The organism is Phenylobacterium sp., from assembly GCF_030693805.1.
In the GTDB taxonomy this organism is placed as follows: Bacteria; Pseudomonadota; Alphaproteobacteria; order Caulobacterales; family Caulobacteraceae; genus Phenylobacterium.
This window is the reverse complement of the sequence record NZ_JAUXZW010000062.1, coordinates 1-1,012: the sequence shown is the minus strand read 5'-3', so window position 1 is coordinate 1,012 and position 1,012 is coordinate 1. Positions and strand designations below refer to the sequence as shown.

The 1,012-nt window shown below is 62.5% G+C and carries 1 protein-coding gene; it reads left to right on the top strand.

Annotation, left to right across the window (positions count from 1 at the left end; translation table 11 throughout):
* On the top strand, window positions 1-867 hold an 867-nt coding region (locus tag Q8M88_RS02550; RefSeq protein WP_305594680.1), incomplete at its 5' end, for a tripartite tricarboxylate transporter substrate binding protein.
* Window positions 868-1,012 lie beyond the last annotated feature (145 nt).

Genomic DNA, 1,012 nt, shown 5'->3' with positions numbered 1-1,012 from the left:
GTTCCTTACCCGCCTGGCGGCGCTGTCGATGTGGTCACGCGGCGCATGGCGACCAAGCTGCAGGAGCAGACCGGACAGACCTTCTTTGTGGAAAACAAGGCCGGCGCCACGGGAACAATTGGCATCAACCAGACGGTGCAGTCCGCACCCGACGGCTACACGCTGGTGGCCAATGACACCACGTACGCGCTGCTGCCCCACATCTTCAAGAAGCTCCCTTTCGACCACGAAAAGGACTTGCAGCCCCTCGGCGCCTATATGTTTGCCCCCATGGCCGTGGTGGTACGCAACGAGTCGCCATTCAAGACGCTGGATGACCTGCTGCGGGCAGCCAAAGCAGAACCCAACAAAATCACGTACGGCACGGGCGGCGCAGGGACGATGCCCCACTTTGCCAGCGAAGCACTTGGCGTTGCTACTGGTGTCAACTTCATGCACATTCCCTACAAGGGGGCCGGTGAAGCCACCTTGGCCTTGCTGGGTGGCACGATTGATTACCAGATTGCCTCCACCCCCGGCGTCATCGGTCAGGTCAAAGGCGGCAAGGCGCGCTTGCTGGCTGTCAGTGGTGACAAGCGGCCGAGCGCGCTGTCCAACGTGCCGACGTTTGCCGAGGCTGGTGTCAAAGGCTACGGCGTGGTGAACTTCACCGGGCTTTGGGCGCCGAAAGGCACCCCCGCCGAAGTGGGTGCGCGTCTCCAGAAAGAAATTGCCACGGCCATGGCCAGCGCCGATATGAAAGCCTATGCCGAGAGCATTGGCGCCGAGGCCGGCGCCTGGGATGCCACCACCTTCGCCCGAAACCTTGCCGAGCGCACCGCCTATTGGGGCAAGGTGGCCGCCAACACCAGTTTCGACCGTCAATAAGGCAGCGCATGTGGCTGCTCAATCCTCCCGAGGTGCGTGAGGCGGAGGTCTTCACGCGCTTGCCCGAGCACTTTCGACGTGCAGGTGTGCGCTCTGTCTGGGGTGATGCAAACCGCCCCGGTCAAACCACAGACAGCTTCCTGGA